General features: G+C 57.9%; 15 protein-coding genes. 11 read left to right on the top strand and 4 right to left on the bottom strand.

Annotated elements, in window-relative coordinates; translation table 11 throughout:
- Positions 1–152: 152 nt before the first annotated feature.
- From ACZ9IM_RS15795 to ACZ9IM_RS15820, 6 genes are all read left to right on the top strand, one after another.
- Positions 153–593 carry a hypothetical protein gene (locus ACZ9IM_RS15795; protein ID WP_427626135.1) on the top strand — a complete coding sequence of 147 codons (441 nt, stop codon included), beginning with the start codon at positions 153–155 and terminating at the stop codon, positions 591–593.
- 1 nt (position 594) lies between these two features.
- Positions 595–1,167, top strand: coding sequence for an adhesin (locus tag ACZ9IM_RS15800; protein ID WP_427626136.1), 573 nt, complete (start codon positions 595–597; stop codon positions 1,165–1,167).
- Positions 1,168–1,218: 51 nt separating this feature from the next.
- A complete protein-coding gene (locus ACZ9IM_RS15805) occupies positions 1,219–2,508 on the top strand; it encodes a heme utilization protein (RefSeq protein WP_476224424.1) in 1,290 nt (429 codons plus the stop codon).
- Positions 2,509–2,570: 62 nt separating this feature from the next.
- Positions 2,571–3,272, top strand: a complete 702-nt coding sequence (locus ACZ9IM_RS15810; protein WP_427626138.1) for a C39 family peptidase — start codon at positions 2,571–2,573, stop codon at positions 3,270–3,272.
- Positions 3,273–3,304: 32 nt separating this feature from the next.
- Positions 3,305–4,042, top strand: a complete 738-nt coding sequence (locus ACZ9IM_RS15815; RefSeq protein WP_476224425.1) for a hypothetical protein — start codon at positions 3,305–3,307, stop codon at positions 4,040–4,042.
- A gap of 46 nt (positions 4,043–4,088) precedes the next feature.
- Positions 4,089–5,369: a coiled-coil domain-containing protein gene (locus ACZ9IM_RS15820; RefSeq protein WP_427626140.1), complete on the top strand. Its 1,281-nt coding sequence runs from the start codon at positions 4,089–4,091 to the stop codon at positions 5,367–5,369.
- A gap of 67 nt (positions 5,370–5,436) precedes the next feature.
- Here ACZ9IM_RS15820 and ACZ9IM_RS15825 read toward each other — a convergent pair whose 3' ends face one another.
- Positions 5,437–6,762 (bottom strand): sigma-54 dependent transcriptional regulator, encoded by a 1,326-nt coding sequence (locus ACZ9IM_RS15825; protein ID WP_427626141.1) that lies wholly within the window; start codon positions 6,760–6,762, stop codon positions 5,437–5,439.
- 342 nt (positions 6,763–7,104) lie between these two features.
- Here ACZ9IM_RS15825 and ACZ9IM_RS15830 point away from each other — a divergent pair, with 342 nt between their 5' ends.
- The 3 genes from ACZ9IM_RS15830 to nhaB all read left to right on the top strand — a co-directional run bounded on the left by ACZ9IM_RS15830 (position 7,105) and on the right by nhaB (position 10,521).
- Complete coding sequence (locus ACZ9IM_RS15830) at positions 7,105–7,368, top strand: hypothetical protein (protein ID WP_427626142.1); 264 nt, start codon at positions 7,105–7,107, stop codon at positions 7,366–7,368.
- 283 nt (positions 7,369–7,651) lie between these two features.
- The gene (locus ACZ9IM_RS15835; protein WP_427626143.1) at positions 7,652–8,941 is read left to right on the top strand and encodes an NHL repeat-containing protein; all 1,290 of its coding nucleotides are present in this window, start codon (positions 7,652–7,654) and stop codon (positions 8,939–8,941) included.
- Positions 8,942–9,018: 77 nt separating this feature from the next.
- Positions 9,019–10,521 (top strand): sodium/proton antiporter NhaB, encoded by a 1,503-nt coding sequence (gene nhaB, locus ACZ9IM_RS15840; RefSeq protein WP_427626144.1) that lies wholly within the window; start codon positions 9,019–9,021, stop codon positions 10,519–10,521.
- Between the two features lie 115 nt (positions 10,522–10,636).
- Here the strand turns inward: nhaB and ACZ9IM_RS15845 are convergent, their stop codons facing one another.
- Genes ACZ9IM_RS15845 through gnd form a run of 3 tightly spaced genes read right to left on the bottom strand, consistent with a single transcriptional unit; the run spans position 10,637 to position 13,955 of the window.
- Complete coding sequence (locus ACZ9IM_RS15845; protein WP_427626145.1) at positions 10,637–11,458, bottom strand: Cof-type HAD-IIB family hydrolase; 822 nt, start codon at positions 11,456–11,458, stop codon at positions 10,637–10,639.
- Positions 11,455–12,978 (bottom strand): glucose-6-phosphate dehydrogenase, encoded by a 1,524-nt coding sequence (zwf, locus tag ACZ9IM_RS15850; protein WP_427626146.1) that lies wholly within the window; start codon positions 12,976–12,978, stop codon positions 11,455–11,457. Before zwf ends, ACZ9IM_RS15845 begins: the two co-directional genes overlap by 4 nt.
- Complete coding sequence (gnd, locus tag ACZ9IM_RS15855) at positions 12,975–13,955, bottom strand: phosphogluconate dehydrogenase (NAD(+)-dependent, decarboxylating) (protein ID WP_123496772.1); 981 nt, start codon at positions 13,953–13,955, stop codon at positions 12,975–12,977. Before gnd ends, zwf begins: the two co-directional genes overlap by 4 nt.
- Before the next feature lie 272 nt (positions 13,956–14,227).
- Here gnd and ACZ9IM_RS15860 point away from each other — a divergent pair, with 272 nt between their 5' ends.
- On the top strand, positions 14,228–14,410 hold the full coding sequence (locus ACZ9IM_RS15860) for a DUF6026 family protein (protein WP_008069248.1): 183 nt from the start codon (positions 14,228–14,230) through the stop codon (positions 14,408–14,410).
- Positions 14,411–14,607: 197 nt separating this feature from the next.
- On the top strand, positions 14,608–16,353 hold the full coding sequence (locus tag ACZ9IM_RS15865; protein ID WP_427626147.1) for a phosphoethanolamine transferase CptA: 1,746 nt from the start codon (positions 14,608–14,610) through the stop codon (positions 16,351–16,353).
- Positions 16,354–16,450: the final 97 nt, after the last annotated feature.

Here is a 16,450-nt window from a genome sequence, read left to right on the forward strand (position 1 = left end):
TTGTCTCAGACCTGAAACACCCTTTCATCGATCCACTAGCGTTGATCGATAACCCTATGAATCAAAACAATAATCAAAAACCGGCACAGCTTTCGCTCACTCCTTCACAACGCTGACCGGGACCAGCCCACAACAAAGAAGGAATTGCCGCCGTGGGGACATTTGATAACAGCATCTTTAGCCTCCTACTGATCGGATGTGTACTGGGCTCAAGTGTCAGCCTGCCCGTACAGGCTGACAACGGCATCATTATTATCAAACGTGATGTCCAACCGCGCATGGCAACGCGTGCACCGGTGATTCCCGACCCTAGCCCCACGACCGCCAATGCCAACCCGTCCAGACAAGTCCTCAGGCAAACGAACGAGTTGAGCGACGGCGACTTCGCCAACGTCGCCAGTGGTGCCGGTATCTCCCGCCTGGTCACTCAAGGCACCAACAACAACCTGGGCGGCAATATCACCAACCAGACCCAGCTTTCCAACCTCCCCGCTGGACGTTCGGGAAACTCGGGCAACGGTATTGCCAACATGGTCAATTCAAATGTCCAGCAAGGTCTGGGCGCTCTGAGAGTTGTAACGGGAGACCGTTGAGATGAATCGTACGCTGCTGATGGTGGCCATGTTTTGCAGTGCATCGACCTTTGCCCAGCCTCCCATCATCAATAACGCTGAAATCGACGGTTCGGGCATGCAGCACCAAGGCAACCTCTCGGTCAACCAGGCGGCGGGCGATCAGCAGCAACAGGCCAACGCCCGGGCCATCGCCATTGGCAACAACGCCAGCGCCACCACACAGATTCGCCAACGACTGCGTACGCAGGTCGACCCCAGGATCGATGCTCGATCCAGCATTCAAGGCGACTCCTTCAGCCACGGCAACGGTGTACTGGGCGTCAACCAGAGCGCGGGCGCCAGCAACCAGCAAGCCAATGCCCTGCGGATAAGTATCAGTACACAACCGCAAAGTATCGACGACAGCGTCCTCATGCAGCAGAACGTGACGCTGATCAACAACTCCGATCCAACTGACTCTGCACCAGGCAATCGCCAGGTCGCTACCAGCGATCAGGCCTTCACCGGTAGCCGTGGGGTGATCCAGTTGAATCAGAGCTCCGGGGTGGGAAACCGAATGGCCAACACCCTGAGCGTACGGGTCACGGATTGATCCAAACAGGTAGAAACAACACTTAACCTAAAATAAGTACGGAGAATCACCATGAAACCTTCGATGGCACTCAAGCCTCTGGTTTTCGCAATTGCTGCGGTCATGGCTGTTGCTGTACAAGCGAACGATTGGCGTGACAATGACCACCACCATGGTCATAAACCCCCTCCTCCAACAAAGATCCCTGTCTATGCGACGGCCAATGCGTGGGATAACCAGAGCAGTACCGGCAACCGCATCCGTAACGAGGGGACGGTCAACGAAGCCGAGATGAACAGCTCTGCCACAGGCGCCAGCGGTAACGTCGGCGTCAACGTGGCGGCAGGTAGTGGCAACCAACAAGACAACGCGTCCGCCATCGCCAATGCTGCCTCAAACTCCAGTCAGGACAACAGCTTCGTGTTCGGCACTGCCGAAGCCACCGCCGACGTCACGCAATACAGCAACAACAACAGGGTCAACAACTTCGGCAGCACAGCCTCTGCCGTGATGAACGGATCGGGGAATGGCGGCAGCGGCAATATGGGTATCAACATTGCTGGCGGCGACCTCAACCAACAGAAAAACACCATGGCCATTGCCAACACCAATGCCCCGCTCGGTAACGCAACAGCCACCGCCTCTGCCGATCAACAGGGTCCTGGCCTGGTCGTAAATAACAACGCCGATCGGACGTACCGCCAGGATACGTTCACATTTACCAGAACGGCCAGCGGTAGCTCCTCTCGCGATAAGTCTTCCGATTTGAGCGTTGATAAAAGCGCTTCTTCGAGCTTCGATGTGAGTGGTTCCAGGAGCGCTGATGCGAGTGGTTCCAGAAGCTCCGATGCGAGCGGCTTCAGAAGCTCGGACAGCAGTTCCAGCCGCAGTGCTTCTTTGAGTGCTGCTTTGGACGCGTCTGCGAATGCCACCAGAACGGTTACCTGGAACAATGGCAATGGCGATCGCACCCGCACCAGGACTGTCGACGCATCGGTTGACGCATCGATCGATGCAGATTTCGACGCATCGCGTGAAAGATCGAGCGACTCCTCGTTCGAAAGATCGTTCGATAAGTCGTGGGAGAGCTCGTCGGCCTCCTCGTTCGAAAAATCGGGCAGTAAAGAGTCCGAATCTTCGTACGACAAATCGAAAAGCTACAGCGAGAGCAGTTCTTTTGATTTGAGCAACACCTATTCCTATCAAGTGCTGACTCCAACTGGCTGGGCCAACCCTGTGACCAACACCGCAACCCTGAACGGTTCGGTGAATGGCGGCAGTGGCAACCTGGGCGTCAACGTGGCTGCGGGTGTGGGCAACCAACAAAGCAACTCGTTGGCCATTTCCAACAACTCGTTCTAATTGCTGTCTCTGGAGGCCCCCTCACGGGGGCCTGTTTCAACACAACCAGAAGGCGTCCTTCCATGCGCATTATCGTCGTGGCATTTTTGCTTTGCGTGGCCAGTGTGATCCTTTGCGTGGGCGGTGTGGTCGCGGCTGCACAAATGCCGCTTTCCGTCCTGCCGGGCGGCGCGGTGGTGTATAAGCCGATCCAGAGCATGCGCGAGCGTAAATTTGCCGACCTGGTGCAACAGAAAACCGACTTCAGTTGCGGCGCAGCTGCGCTGGCAACCATATTGCGCCAGGCCTATTGGCTGGACGTGAATGAAGAACAGATCATCGAAGGCATGCTGGCACACTCCGATCAAGATCTTGTCCGCGTCCAGGGCTTCTCCATGCTCGACATGAAGCGTTACGTGGAAAGTATCGGCATGCGGGCCCGTGGCTACCGGGTAGCGCCGCAAACGTTGAGCGAAATCAGAATTCCGGTTGTGGTACTCCTGGATATCCGTGGCTACAAACATTTTGTGGTCATGCAAAAAGTCCATGAGGGCTGGGTCTATATCGGAGACCCGGTACTCGGTCATAAACGCTACAAAGTCGACGACTTTGTAAAAGGCTGGAACGGCATCATCTTTGCCGTGATCGGTCAGGGCTACGACAAAACCAATGCGTTGCTCGACCCGCCCTTGCCACTGACTGCCAAGAACCGCATCAACACCTTCACCCCGGTGCGAGACGCAGAGTTGATGGATTTCGGATTCATCCAAAGCGACTTCTTCTAATGACAAGGAGCACGACGCTCCGGGAGCATCCAATGAAGACTCCACTCTGGCTAGCCATGGTTTGCCTGGCCGCCAGCCTGCCGACCCAGGCACAGACGTTCAAACCCATTGAACTGAAGGATCAGGAATTGGCGACCCTGCGAGGCCGATATGTCATGCCGGGGCGGATCATCAGTTTCGGCATTGTCATGACCAGCACTTGGCAAAATGCCAACGGTGAAGTGATCGGGGCAACGTCCTCGATGCAAATTCAACAATCGACCATCAAGCCACAGTTCTATGTATCGATGATCAATGAAAAAGGTAATGGCGCAACGAGTTCGCAAGGCACCGGCACCGTCATTGGCGGCAACGGGCTCAACAGCACCGAAGGCGTCACTCAAGTCGTGCGTGCTGCCGGCGACCATAACACTGCCTACAACAACGTTGATATCAACGTCACAAAGGCTAGCCAAGCGCCAGCAACGCAACAGCAGGGCCAGGCATTGGTCGCAGGCTCGACGTTGGTCGGCGCCAATGGCGCGGGTTCGCTGAGCGTTTCCTCGACCGGTACCGGTGTGCAATTCAACATCGTCGCCAACAACAACCAGGGCAGTACCGTACAACGCCTGGCCCAGGGTGGGCTGATGCAGAATACGACGTTGCTCGGCGGTGGCAACCAGGTCAACAACCTCACATCCTTCAATGTCGTGCTGCGTGACAACGCAACAGCCGGGTCGCTGAACGGCAACCTGGACCAGCTAAGAGGTCTTCGCACTCTCGGATTCTGATCTACGCTCAGTGTCACCCGATGTAGTCAGAAGGGACGGCTAACCCATGCACCGATCGTTGACGTTTAGAGCAATCGTTTGTTTGAGTAGCCTGGCCCCGGTCACACTGCTGCACGCAGCAACGGACCCCCAGGTTGAAGCACTAAAACAAGAACTCATGGAGTTGAAACAGCGGTACGAAGCACAACAGAACGCGCTGATGGTACTCGAGCAACGCGTTCGCCAAGTCGAAGAAACACCTGCGACACCCGCTCCCAAACGCCTGACCAAATCCCCCGCCGAAACGCCCAGGAGTGGCCAGACGGTGGCTGCCGGTGCGCCGGGAACCACAGGCAGTTCATACGGCCAGTCGCTCAAGGATGATTCGGAGCCTGCGCAAAGCGTTTCCAACCTGTATGACGAAGCCAGCGGCTTCTTCGGTGGCGGCAAGTTCAGCGTCGAAACCGGCCTGACCTACACGCACTACGATACCCGTGCATTGGTGCTCAACGGCTTCCTGGCACTGGACGCGATTTTCCTCGGTAACATCAACCTCGACCGCATCAAGGCGGATAACTGGACCCTGGACCTGACCGCCCGCTACAACGTGGCCCAACGTTGGCAGTTCGACATCAACGTCCCCGTGGTTTATCGCGAATCAACGTATTCCTCCGGTGGTGCCGGTGGTGCCGGCCCGGTGACGTCGGACGCTACCGTGACCCGCGACCCGACCATCGGCGATGTGAACGTTGGCGTTGCCTACAAGTTTCTGGATGAGTCGGCCAATCTGCCCGACGCAGTCTTTACGTTGCGCGTCAAGGCGCCGACCGGTAAGGACCCTTACGGCATCAAGCTGGTCAATGACCCGAACAACGATAACCTCTCGGTACCCGAGGACTTGCCGACCGGCAATGGTGTCTGGTCGATCACCCCGGGCCTCTCGCTGGTCAAGAGCTTCGACCCGGCCGTGCTGTTCGGCAGCCTGGCCTACACCTACAACATGGAAGACTCTTTCAGCGACATCAGCCCTCAGGTCAACTCCAAGGTGCCCGGGGACGTAAAACTGGGCGATTCCTGGCAGGTCGGCGCCGGCATTGCATTCGCCTTGAACGAGAAGATGAGTATGTCGTTTTCGTTCACCGATCAGTTCGCCAGCAAGAGCAAGATCAAGCCGGACGGTGGCGACTGGCAATCGATTTCCAACAGCGATTACAACTCGGCCAACTTCAACATCGGCATGACCCTGGCCGCAACCGATAACCTGACGATCGTTCCCAACCTGGCCATCGGCCTGACCGACGACTCGCCAGACTTTTCCTTCAGCCTGAAATTCCCGTACTACTTCTAACCGTTTCCCCCCATGGAAAAGGCCCGCTGCGATGGAAGTCGCAGCGGGCCTTTTCGTTTCACCCGCCCTAGCGGATTTGGTGCTTATGCAGCAATCGGTAAAAAGTCGGCCGTGACACCCCCAGAACTCTGGCGGCGACACTCAGGTTATCGCTGTGCCGGTTCAACACATCGCACAACGCCTGACGCTCGGCGCGGGTCTTGTAGTCTTCAAGGGTGCCCATCGGCGAAGCGGTGGCGTGTTGACTGAGCAACCCCAGGTCTCGCGCCTCGATCTGCCGTCCTTCGGCCAGAACCAGCCCGCGCCGTACCCGGTTGGCTAGCTCGCGGACATTGCCCGGCCAGTCGTGCTTGCCCATGGCGATCAGCGCGTCCTCACTGAAGCTGCGTGGGCGACGGCCGGTTTCCTGGCTGTAGAAATGGGAAAAGTGGTTGGCCAGCATCGAGAGATCGCCATGGCGTTCACGCAGCGGCACAGTAATGACTTGCAGGACGTTCAAGCGGTAATACAGATCTTCGCGAAAGAGTTTCTTCTCAATGGCCGCTTCAAGGTCGACGTGCGTTGCCGCCAATACCCGCACATCCACCGGAATAGGCTGGTGGCCCCCTACACGCTCAATGTGTTTTTCCTGCAGGAAGCGCAGCAGATTGGCTTGCAGTTCCAGGGGGAGATCACCGATTTCATCGAGAAACAGCGTTCCGCCGTTAGCCGCCTCGATCCGCCCGACCTTGCGCTGATGAGCGCCGGTAAAGGCGCCCTTCTCGTGGCCAAACAGTTCGGACTGGATCAAGTGTTCGGGGATCGCGCCGCAGTTGATCGCCACGAACGGTTTGCTGTGACGCTGGGATTGTCGATGCAGGGTGCGGGCGACCAACTCCTTGCCGGTCCCGCTTTCGCCGCGAATCAGCACCGGAGATTCGGTGGGTGCCAGTTTGCTCAGCAGTTTGCGCAGTTCGCGAATCGGTTTGCTGTCGCCGAGCAGTTCATGTTCAGGCTCATCGATATGAACCGGGCCCTGGCCGCGTAGGCGTGCCATACCGAACGCTCGGCCCAGGGTGACCTGAACCCGTGAGACATCGAACGGCAGGGTATGGAAGTCAAAAAACCATTCGCAGACGAAGTCCCCGACATTTTGCAATCGCAAGACTTCTTGATTAAGCACCGCAATCCACTCGGTACCGCTACGGGTGATCAATTCCTTGACGGCTTCCGGGCGCTCCAGATGAAATGGCTGCAAACGCAACAGGCCGACATCGCAAGTTCGTTCAGTGGCGTTTTCCAGGGTACAGCTGTCAACATCCCATCCAACGGCGCGTAAACCCGGCAACAAGCGGTGGCAGTCGTCGCAAGGATCCACTACTAAAAGACGTCGTAAGGCAGGCGCTTCGATCATGACTGTTCCTTGACGCCAAATTTAGGAAATATTAGTAAAAACAGTCATTTGGCGGGCTTCGATGTAACACTAGCAAGATTTTGACGCGAGCTTGTATCGATTGCTTATAGGGTTGTTTGCTTATTAGTTATAAGAAGTCAGTTGGTTAGTTGCCTAACGGGTTAAACCTTTCATTCAGCTTTCAGAAGTGGCCTGAATATCGAATCAATCAAAGAAAGTTAAAATTTCTTTCGATTGTGTGTGACCTAAACCCCGGTTGCGGACATCAGTACAAGTAACCAGCCGAACGGTAAGCCCAACCGACGGCACATCACTTGTTTGGGCATATAGAGAGAAGATCCCATGAACGCCCCGCTCCGTATCAACGAAGCACTTTTGATTGCCGACAGCGCATTCCAACCCTTTCAATGCGTGGCCTGGGCTCTACAAGACGGTAGCGAACTAAGCCTGGCCATCATTGATCGCACCAACACGCGCATCAGCCGCAAACAAATTCCAAGCAGCGCCTATTCCGATCCAGAGCAACTCGAACACGTGCTGGAAGAAGCCCGTGCCGAGTTGAGCCAGGAAGGTTACAAGCTGCAATCATGGTCCATGCCGCACTAATTATTTTCGCGGATTACCGCTCGGTAATCCGCGCCCCCACTTCCTCTTAGTTGACGATTTTCTACAGTCAGCTGCGCGACACCACTCACCTGTTTCAACTTCTAGCCGCCGGATTACTTGGCAGGCTTTTCAGTGGTTCGAAAAGACACTGTTCTGGCACAAAACGCCCCCCCTCCGGCCCATGAAAACAGTTGTGCGCCGAGTCATTCAGGGATTGAATGTTTTGCTCAGGCAGTCACCTTCCGGGCACCCGGATCAGGACGACTGGCAAGGAGATGCATGCATGTCACCCCAGACTGCTTTTGCCTTACCTGCAACCGTGAATGGCGCCGAACGGCTCGATGCGAGTTTCGCTGGCACCGGCAAGACTCAAGTGTATTTTTCCGGCAGTCTCTCCAGCATGGCCAATGACATTGCGATTGACCCTGTCGGCCGGTTGCTGGTGGCGGCAAAAGTCGGTACGCCGGGCGGCCATCGCTTCGGCCTGGCCCGCCTGCTTGCAGATGGTTCGGCGGATCTGGCATTCGGCAAACAAGGCAGCATCAGCGGGCAGTTCGCCCACGGCTTCGAGGCCATGGCCGGCAAGGTGCGGGTGTTGGCCGACGGGCACATTCTGGTGGCCGGCCTGCATTACGAAAATGCTCACCGTACGCTGCCTGCCCTGGCGATGTTCGATCAGCAAGGCTGCCCGGTCCAGGGTTTTGGCGACAATGGATACTGCGTGGTGCGCCTGCCGGGTGATCTTTCCCGGGGCGCTCGCGACGCCTGGTTACCGCGCGGCATGCCTGGCACTGAAGCCTGTGATGTCTGCGTGCAGGACGACGGTCGAATCCTGCTGCTGGCCAATCATCACTTCGACCTGGCCGATCACGCCGGCATGCTGATACGACTCAATGCCGACGGTTCGCTGGACGATAGTTTCAACGGCCGTGGCTTCGTCATGGTCCGGCACCTGTTAATGAACACCTGGCTCTGCAGCTTGATGGTGCAGCGCGATGGCCGGATCCTGGTGAGCGGAACAATCAATGTTCCCGAGGAAGGTCTGCTGGCGCGTTATCACCCGGATGGCCGGCTGGACGACCGCTTCGCCGTGGATGGTTTCATGACCTTCAAGGCACGCGAGCACAGCGCTCGGGTCTGCCGGATCGTCCAGCATGAAAACGGTGACTTGCATTGCTTTGGCAGCAGTCGCGACCCGATGCTCTGCCTTTCTCTGAAAGTTCACAGTAATGGCCGGCCGGATATTCATTGCAACGGTGGCCAGCCAAAGCTATTGGGAGTCGACCGCAGCGACTGCCACTGGACCGCCGCCGGGGTTCAGCCGGACGGGCGAGTGCTGACAGTCGGAGGGACGGTCGGCGGGGTCGAAGCTGATCTCGTTTTTGCCCGATATTTACCCAGTGGGCAGCTGGATCGCAGTTTTGCCAAGGGCATCGGCTGGTGTCGCACACACCTGAGTCGCGGTTCGCATACTGCTACTTCATTGGCCATTCAGGCCAACGGTTGCATTGTCATAGGCGGCTATTCACTGGACGGTAACTGCCGCGCGGTCGTCGCGCGTTATCGGTGTTAGGCCAACGTCATTTTCCACACTTGATCTTCTGTTGTTCTTACGGCAACTTGCGCGCTTCTTAAAACAAGGAGTAGCCGATGTCTGGTTCAATGGCCCAGGCCTTCGCGCATAATTTTCTCGGGCACTCACCTCGTTGGTACAAGGCGAGCATTGTCGGCTTCCTGATTCTCAACGCTCTGGTGTTGTGGACAGTCGGTCCGGTGGCGGCCGGCTGGTTATTGGTGCTGGAGTTTATTTTCACCCTGGCCATGGCGCTCAAGTGTTATCCGTTGATGCCTGGCGGGTTGCTACTGGTCGAAGCATTGCTGCTGAAAATGACCACGCCCCAGGCGCTCTATGATGAGCTGGTGCACAACTTCCCGGTGATCTTGCTGCTGATGTTTATGGTGGCAGGCATCTATTTCATGAAAGACCTGCTGCTGTTTCTCTTCTCGCGCTTGTTGTTGGGGGTTCGCTCCAAGGCCCTGCTGGCGTTGATGTTCTGTTTCCTGTCCGCGTTTCTCTCGGCATTTCTCGATGCGTTGACCGTGACTGCGGTGATTATCAGTGCGGCGGTGGGTTTCTATTCGGTGTATCACCGTGTCGCCTCGGGCGGCGATCCGCGTCAGGACAGCGAAATCGGCGATGACCGGCACTTGCCCACGCTCCATCACGCCGACCTCGAACAGTTCCGCGCCTTCCTGCGCAGCCTGCTGATGCACGGTGCCGTCGGCACCGCGTTGGGCGGTGTGTGCACGCTGGTTGGCGAGCCGCAGAACCTGTTGATCGGCCATGAAATGGGTTGGCACTTCGCCGAGTTCTTTCTGAAGATCGCCCCAGTGTCGTTGCCGGTGCTGGCTGCGGGCCTGGTGACCTGCGTGCTGCTGGAGAAACTGCGCTGGTTCGGCTATGGCACGCTGCTGCCGGACAACGTGCGTACGGTGCTGGCCAACTACGCCGCCGAAGACAACGCCGCACGCACTGCACGTCAGCGCGCTGCGTTGATGGTTCAGGGCGCGGCAGCGCTGATTCTGATTGCCGGCCTCGCGTTTCACGTCGCCGAAGTCGGCTTGATCGGTTTGATGGTGATCGTGCTGATCACCGCATTCACGGGCATTACCGATGAGCATCGCCTTGGCAACGCCTTCAAGGATGCCATGCCGTTCACGGCGCTGCTGGTGGTGTTTTTCGCAGTGGTGGCAGTGATTCAAGATCAGCAACTGTTCACACCGCTGATCCAGTGGGTGCTGGCTCTACCGACAAGTCAACAGCCGGGCATGTTGTTTATTGCCAATGGCTTGCTATCGGCCATTAGCGACAATGTGTTCGTGGCGACCATTTACATCACCGAAGTGAAACAGGCGTTCCTCTCCGGCCACATGAGCCGCGAACAGTTTGAAACCCTGGCGATTGCGATCAATACCGGCACCAACCTGCCGAGCGTGGCGACGCCCAATGGTCAGGCGGCGTTCCTGTTCCTGCTGACCTCGGCGATTGCCCCGCTGATTCGCCTGTCGTACGGGCGGATGGTATGGATGGCCCTGCCTTACACCGTGGTGATGGGCGTGTTGGGCTGGTATGCGGTGAGTTACTGGCTGTAACACCGGCCAAATGTGGGAGCGGGCTTGCTCGCGAAGGCGATGTGTCATTCAACAACGATGTTGAATGTGACGGCCTCTTCGCGAGCAAGCCCGCTCCCACATTGGTTTTGTGTCGTTATCGAGGGAGGATGTATTGCTCGATCGCCTGGGCCGCGCCGTCTTCGGTATTGGCTCCGGTCACCACGTCGGCCTGACGCTTCACCGCCTCTTCCGCCTGCCCCATGGCGATCGACAACCCGGCCCGGTGAAACATCGCCGGGTCATTGCCACCGTCCCCCATGGCGGCGGTCTGCTCCAATGGCACCCCGAGAAACTCGGCCAGTGTCGCCAATGCCTCGCCCTTGTTGGCTTTCATCGCAGTCACGTCCAGATAGATCGGTTGTGAACGCGAGACCTGCGCCTGCCCTTCAACCTTGGACAGCAACTGCGCTTCCAGTTCGATCAACAGTTCGGTGTTGCTGCTGGCGGCGACGATTTTGTCGATACGTGCCATGCAAGGCTCAAAACTCTCGACCACCACCGGCGGATAACCCAGGCCGTGCTGCTCTCGCGGGACCATCGGGCCGTACGGATCTTTCAACAGCCAGTCGCCGCCACTGAACACCCAGACTTCAATGTCCGGCTGATCGGCAAACAGCGTCAGCGCCGTCAGCGCCGCCGTTGCTGGCAAATGATGTGCAACCAGCACGCTGCCGTCCGGGTTTACGAGGGTGCCGCCATTGAAGGCCGCCGTCGGCAGATCGACACCCAGGGCTTCGATCTGTTGCAGCATGGCTTTTGGCGGACGTCCGGTGGCCAGGCTGAACAGTACGCCAGCCTCGCGCAAGGCGCGGACCGCTTCGATCGTGCGCTGACTGAGGCTGTGATCAGGGAGCAGTAACGTGCCGTCCATGTCGCTGAGCAGAAAACGGATGGGCTGTTGCGTTATCTCACTCATCCGACGCTGTGCCAGACGCGACCATCGCGGGTGAGCAGTTCATCAGCAATCTTGGGTCCGTCTTCGCCGGCCGCGTAGTTCTCCACCGTTGCGTCCTGCTGCCAGGCATCGAGGAATGGCTGCACGGCGCGCCAGCCGTTCTCGATGTTGTCGGCGCGCTGGAACAGCGTCTGATCGCCGGTCAGGCAGTCGTAGATCAGGGTTTCATAGCCGGTCGATGGCTGCATCTCGAAGAAATCCTTGTAGGCAAAACCCAGCTCGATATTGGCCATGTTCAACGCCGGCCCCGGCCGCTTGGCCAGCAGGTCGAACCACATGCCTTCGTTGGGTTGAATCTGGATCCGCAGGTAAGTCGGCTGCAACTCATCGACCTCGGTGTCGCGGAACTGCGCATACGGCGCCGGTTTGAAGCAAATGACAATCTCGGTGTCGCGCGCGCTCATGCGCTTGCCGGTGCGCAGGTAGAACGGCACGCCGACCCAGCGCCAGTTGTCGATCATGACTTTGAGCGCGACATAGGTTTCGGTCGTGCTGTCGGGCGCCACGTTGGCTTCCTGGCGATAACCGGGCAGCGGCTCGCCACCAATCTCGCCGGCGGTGTATTGGCCGCGCACCGAGTTGGCTCGCGCTTCCTCGGTCGACCAGGGGCGGATCGCGCCGACAACTTTGGCTTTTTCGCCGCGTACCGCATCGGCGCCAAACGCGGCCGGCGGTTCCATGGCCACCATCGCCAATAATTGGAACAGGTGATTGGGCACCATGTCCCGCAGGGCGCCGGTGACCTCATAAAAACTGCCACGGGTTTCCACGCCGACGGTTTCGGCGGCGGTGATTTGCACGTGGTCGATGTAATGGTTGTTCCAGAAGGCTTCGAACAGGCTATTGGAAAACCGGCTGACCAGTATGTTCTGCACGGTTTCCTTGCCCAGATAGTGATCGATCCGGTAGATCTGCTTTTCCGTCATCACTTTGAGCAAGCACGCGTTCAAGGCTTCTGCGGTATGCAGATCGGAGCCAAAAGGCTTTTCGATCACCACCCTTCTGAAGGCATCGGGGGTTTCTTGCAGCAATCCGGCAGCACCGAGACGCCGCACCACTTCGCTGAAAAAGCGTGGCGCGGTGGCCAGATAGAAAATCGCATTGCCCGTGCCGCTGTCGGCGATTTTCGCCGCCAGCGCTTCGTAGGTGCGTTCGTCAAGGAAGTCGCCCTGGACATAACTGATGTGCTTGGCCAGTTTGGCCCACAACGCCGGATCAAGGGCTTGATCGCCCTTGCCGACCTTGGCCGCCACTTCCTCCCGAATGAAATCTTCGAGTTTTTTGGCGAAGGCTTCGTCACTGATAGCGTTGTGATCAACGCCGATGATCCGCAGTCCATTCCCCAGCAAACCGTCGCGACTCAGGTTGTACAGCGCCGGCATCAGCAGGCGCTTGACCAGATCACCATGGGCACCGAACAGAAACAGCGTGGTAGGCGGTGCGGGTTCTGCCTTGGATTTCCTGCGGATCACATGGGTCATTTTTTCGGGGTCTCCACATGGCCGCCGAAGCCGAAGCGCTGGGCCGAGAGAATCTTGTCGCCAAAGGTGCCTTGCCCGCGCGAACGGTAGCGCGAGAACAGCGAGTTCGACAGCACCGGTACCGGTACCGATTGCTCCATGGCCGCTTCGATGGTCCAGCGACCCTCGCCGCTGTCAGCCACCGAGCCTGAGTAGCCGTCGAGCTTCGGATCGCTGGCCAGTGCGTCGGCGGTCAGGTCAAGCAGCCAGGACGACACCACGCTGCCACGACGCCAGACTTCGGCGATGTCGGCAACGTTCAGGTCGAAACGCTGGTCTTCCGGCAGGTTGGTGCTGGCTTTGGTCTTGAGGATGTCAAAGCCTTCGGCAAAGGCCTGCATCATTCCGTATTCGATGCCGTTGTGAATCATTTTCACGAAATGGCCAGAACCGGCCGGGCCTGCATGGATGTAACCGCGCTCGGCGCGATCGTCATCGGACTGGCGATCCTTGGTGCGCGGGATATCGCCCATGCCCGGGGCCAGCGTTTCGAACAGCGGGTCAAGACGCTTAACGGTGTCGGCATCACCGCCAATCATCATGCAGTAGCCACGCTCCAGGCCCCAGACGCCGCCGGAGGTGCCGACGTCGATGTAGTGCAGGCCTTTTTCCGACAGGGTTTTGGCCCGGCGGATGTCATCCTTATAGAAGGTGTTGCCGCCATCGATGATGGTATCGCCCGCTTCAAGCAAGGTACTCAGGGTGTCGATGGTGTCTTCGGTCGGTGCGCCCGCGGGCAGCATGACCCACACCGCGCGTGGTTTGGCCAGGCCAGCGACCAGGGCTGGCAAGTCGGCAACACCGGTGGCGCCTTCTTCAGCCAGGGTATCGACAAAGGCGCTATTGCGGTCGTAAACAACGGTGGTATGTCCGTTGAGCATCAGGCGCCGCGCAATATTACCGCCCATGCGGCCCAGTCCAATAATCCCGAGTTGCATGTACTGATGCTCCCTACTACAAATAAAGTGTGTCAAAGGTTATAGCCCAACGCGACTAATGAGGGTTAGTCCAGAGCGCTGGCACATAGTTTCCGGGCATTGTGCCCGATCCAGACTGATAACGCCGGGAATCGTACCGAAGACACAACGACCATGAAAAATAAAAAAGTTCCCTTCAGGGGCAAAAGAAATCAAAATCGGCGCCGATAGTAAGTGAGCACCCGAAATCGGGAGCGAACTTACAGTTGAGACAGCCATTTGCGAGGTGAGCAATGGGCACCGTACACACAGCACTGCCAGCACAAACCCTTTACGTCACGATCCGTCGCGATGAACTGCGCCAGTTGAAAGATGAGCGCGACCAGTTGAAGCGGGAAGTCGCCCAATTGCGCCTGCTGACCCAAGGCAATCAAGCTCAGCCCTTGCCCGTCACCCAACGCGCCCCCCACGCCTGACCCCTCGTTTGACTCGGAAGCAGCCTCTGCTGTTTCCGGCTCGCTGCAACCCTGCCAGCTCTGGCAACTCACAAAGTTTTCACACCTTCTTGTTGATACTCCGGCTCATTGTGGCCGCTCGGTATCCACGCGGCGCCCGTTCGTCTGCGACAAGGAGAGTGCCGACGGCCGAAGTAATTATCAGGCTGGAGTGCTGAATGGCTTTGTTTAAACGCAGCAAAACGTCTGCGAAAGGTTTTGATTGGGCAGGATTTCTCTGGTTATTTCTGTTCTTCTGGTATTTTTCCGGCATCACCCAACTGCTGATTCAACTGACAGGTACTTCCGGTTTTTCCGGGTTCCGTCAGGCCTTTGTGATGAGCGCCATCTGGCTCGCGCCGATGCTGCTGTTCCCCAGACAAACACGGGTGATGGCCGCACTGATCGGCGTGGTGCTGTGGGCCTGTTCGATGGCCAGCCTCGGTTATTTCTTCATCTATCAGCAGGAATTTTCCCAGAGCGTCATCTTCATCATGTTCGAATCGAACGTGTCTGAAGCCGGCGAGTACATGACCCAGTATTTTGCCTGGTGGATGGTGGCGGCATTCCTCGCCCACACCGCGTTCGCGTATTTCCTCTGGACCCGCTTGCGTCCGGTGTACCTGCCACGCGGCCAGGCATTGGTCGCGGCGACGGCGATTCTACTGGCCGTGGTCGGTTACCCGCTAATCAAGCACACCGCACGCAGCGGCAGCCTGGCGGGCGGCTTCGAGAAGTTCGAAACCCGCATCGAGCCCGCCGTGCCTTGGCAGATGGCCGTGGCCTATCACCGTTACCTCGATACCCTGGCCGGCATGCAAGATATGCTCGACAGCGCCAGCAAGATTGCGCCACTCAAGAACCTCTCCGATTCGATGGCCAATCAGCCGGCGACCCTGGTGCTGGTGATCGGCGAGTCCACCAACCGTCAGCGCATGAGCCTGTACGGCTACCCTCGGCAAACCACGCCGGAGCTGGACAAGCTCAAGGATCAACTGGCGGTCTTCGATAACGTCATCACCCCGCGCCCTTACACCATCGAGGCGTTGCAGCAGGTACTGACGTTCGCCGACGAAGAGAACCCCGACCTTTACCTGTCCACACCGTCCCTGGTGAGCATGATGAAACAGGCGGGTTACAAGACTTTCTGGATCACCAACCAGCAGACCATGACCAAGCGCAACACCATGCTCACAACGTTCTCCGAGCAGGCCGACGAGCAGGTGTACCTGAACAACAACCGCAACCAGAACGCCGCCCAGTACGATGGCGACGTGATCGAGCCGTTCAACAAGGCCCTGGCCGATGCGGCACCACGCAAGCTGATCGTCGTGCATTTGCTCGGCACGCACATGAGCTACCAGTACCGTTACCCGCCGACATTCAACAAGTTCACTGACCGCAAAGGCGTTCCGGACGGCGTGCGTGACGATCAGGTGCCGACGTACAACAGCTATGACAACGCGGTGCTGTACAACGACTTCGTGGTGTCGAGCCTGATCAAGGACTACGCCAAGTCTGATCCGAACGGCTTCCTGCTGTACCTCTCAGACCATGGCGAAGACGTCTTCGACTCCGTTGGCCATAAAACCCTGGGCCGCAACGAGAGCAAGCCGACGGCGCCGATGTACACCATTCCGTTCATGGCCTGGGCTTCGCCGAAATGGCGCGAAACCCATGACTGGAGTTTTGCTGGCGATCTGAGCCGGCCGTACAGCAGTTCTCAGCTGATTCACACCTGGGCGGATCTGGCAGGCCTGAGTTTCGATGAACTGGACCGCAGCAAAAGCCTGGTCAGCGACAGCTTCAAGCCTCGGCCATTGATGATCGGCGACCCTTATGCACGTAAGCAGAGGCCGTTGATCGACTTCAGCCTGATGAAACCCAAGGGCGCACCTATCACGCCGGCAGTCGTTCAGCAGTAATTTTGGCGCGGATCCTGTGGGAGGGGGCTTGTGTGGCGAGGGGGCTTGCCCCCGTTGGGGTGCGAAGCGCCCCCGGCATTTCAAAGTTAAACCGCAT

This window comes from Pseudomonas sp. TE12508 (genome assembly GCF_056279485.1).

Bases quoted from the DNA above. Each gene is read 5' to 3' on its own strand.
- ACZ9IM_RS15800 (WP_427626136.1), top strand. From the start codon at position 595: ATGAATCGTACGCTGCTGATGGTGGCCATGTTTTGCAGTGCATCGACC.
- ACZ9IM_RS15830 (WP_427626142.1), top strand. From the start codon at position 7,105: ATGAACGCCCCGCTCCGTATCAACGAAGCACTTTTGATTGCCGACAGC.
- gnd (WP_123496772.1), bottom strand. From the start codon at position 13,955: ATGCAACTCGGGATTATTGGACTGGGCCGCATGGGCGGTAATATTGCG.
- ACZ9IM_RS15860 (WP_008069248.1), top strand. From the start codon at position 14,228: ATGGGCACCGTACACACAGCACTGCCAGCACAAACCCTTTACGTCACG.
- ACZ9IM_RS15865 (WP_427626147.1), top strand. From the start codon at position 14,608: ATGGCTTTGTTTAAACGCAGCAAAACGTCTGCGAAAGGTTTTGATTGG.
- zwf (WP_427626146.1), bottom strand. From the start codon at position 12,978: ATGACCCATGTGATCCGCAGGAAATCCAAGGCAGAACCCGCACCGCCT.
- ACZ9IM_RS15810 (WP_427626138.1), top strand. From the start codon at position 2,571: ATGCGCATTATCGTCGTGGCATTTTTGCTTTGCGTGGCCAGTGTGATC.
- ACZ9IM_RS15845 (WP_427626145.1), bottom strand. From the start codon at position 11,458: ATGAGTGAGATAACGCAACAGCCCATCCGTTTTCTGCTCAGCGACATG.
- nhaB (WP_427626144.1), top strand. From the start codon at position 9,019: ATGTCTGGTTCAATGGCCCAGGCCTTCGCGCATAATTTTCTCGGGCAC.
- ACZ9IM_RS15815 (WP_476224425.1), top strand. From the start codon at position 3,305: ATGAAGACTCCACTCTGGCTAGCCATGGTTTGCCTGGCCGCCAGCCTG.
- ACZ9IM_RS15825 (WP_427626141.1), bottom strand. From the start codon at position 6,762: ATGATCGAAGCGCCTGCCTTACGACGTCTTTTAGTAGTGGATCCTTGC.
- ACZ9IM_RS15805 (WP_476224424.1), top strand. From the start codon at position 1,219: ATGAAACCTTCGATGGCACTCAAGCCTCTGGTTTTCGCAATTGCTGCG.
- ACZ9IM_RS15835 (WP_427626143.1), top strand. From the start codon at position 7,652: ATGTCACCCCAGACTGCTTTTGCCTTACCTGCAACCGTGAATGGCGCC.
- ACZ9IM_RS15820 (WP_427626140.1), top strand. From the start codon at position 4,089: ATGCACCGATCGTTGACGTTTAGAGCAATCGTTTGTTTGAGTAGCCTG.